This is a genomic window from Magnetospirillum sp. WYHS-4, from assembly GCA_039908345.1.
Taxonomy (GTDB): Bacteria; Pseudomonadota; Alphaproteobacteria; order Rhodospirillales; family GLO-3; genus JAMOBD01.
In genome coordinates this window covers 1-1,186 of the sequence record JAMOBD010000161.1, presented here as the reverse complement: position 1 = coordinate 1,186, position 1,186 = coordinate 1, and the positions used below count along the sequence as shown (strand labels likewise).

The following is a 1,186-nucleotide window of genomic DNA, read 5'->3' as shown; positions in this document are numbered from 1 at the left end:
CCCCGGCCAGGTAGCGCGCCGCCAGGAAGGCCACGGTGGCCCCCAGGGTGGCGCCGGCCAGATTGTGGAGGGTGCCCAGGACCGGGCCGAACAGCGCCCCACCCGCCAGGGCGAACAGGGTGCCGGGCAGGAACAGCACGGTCCCGGCCGCGAAGGCCAGCACGAACAACGCCGATCCCAGGGCACCATAGCCGGCGATCCAGGCTTCGACCGCAGCCGGGTCGAGGCGGTCGCGGAACGTGAAAGCCCAGCCCACGATGCCGGCAAGAGCGAGAATTCCCAGAATTCTGACGACCCGGCTTCCGTTCATGGCGTTCTCCCCAGGCTCGTGCGTCATTATTCAATTGACTTATTGAATAATGAGCGGACCAAGGGCTGCTGTCAAGCTCGAGAAGGGCTTGGCGCAGGGCCATCCGGGTGAACGGTGGAGGCGCGACGGAAGGACAAAGGAGGTTGGAGCTTGACGCTATTTCGCCGACCGCAGGTCGAGCAGGGTCTTGAGGATCTCGGGATCGTCCCATTCGCGCCCGCCGATGGCCTGAAGCACGATGCGCCCTTGGGGATCGACCACGAAGGTGGACGGCAGGCCTTTCATGGGCCAGGCATTGGCGACCCTGGAATCCTTGTCGACGAGAACGGGAAAGCGGACGCCGTGGTCGCCGACGAAGGTCCAGATCTTGTCCATGTTGCCGCCCACGTGGACTGCCAGCATGACGACGCCGTGATCCTTCAGCTTGTCCCAGGCCCGCTGCATGGACGGGATCTCGGTACGGCAGGGAGGGCACCAGGTGGCCCAGAAGTTGACGATCGCCACCCGGCCCTTGAAGGCCGACAGGCGCCAGTCCTTGCCGTCCAGGTCGGGTAGGGCGAAATCCGGCGCGGCCGGGGTTCCCGGTACCGGGTGCAGCGGCTGGCCGGCAGACGCAATGCCCGTGAACGACACGGCGAACAGAAAAGCGATCAGCGTCTTCCGCATTCCAGCCCCTCGATGCGCTTGGTGAAAGTCTTCCCTTCCTTCCGCCAAGCCAGGTCGGCCGCGAACGGCGTCCCCACCGGCAGCCCGAAAGCCACGTAGCCCCAGTTGTGGTCGGCGGCCCCGAAGGTCTGCTCGGTCGGGAACAGGGACCAGCGGAAGGCCACCCGAGATTCCGTATCAAGGCCGCGCCGTTCCCAAAGCGCTTCCCAG

The 1,186-nt window shown here is 66.1% G+C and carries 3 protein-coding genes; all 3 read right to left on the bottom strand.

Annotated elements, in window-relative coordinates; genetic code table 11:
- The coding region (locus H7841_18595; protein ID MEO5338867.1) for a hypothetical protein at positions 1–310 on the bottom strand (310 nt) is incomplete at its 3' end.
- A gap of 156 nt (positions 311–466) precedes the next feature.
- Complete coding sequence (locus H7841_18590; GenBank protein ID MEO5338866.1) at positions 467–976, bottom strand: TlpA family protein disulfide reductase; 510 nt, start codon at positions 974–976, stop codon at positions 467–469.
- Positions 961–1,186 (bottom strand): hypothetical protein (locus H7841_18585; GenBank protein ID MEO5338865.1); only part of this gene is annotated, 226 nt, incomplete at its 5' end. The genes H7841_18585 and H7841_18590, both read right to left, overlap by 16 nt.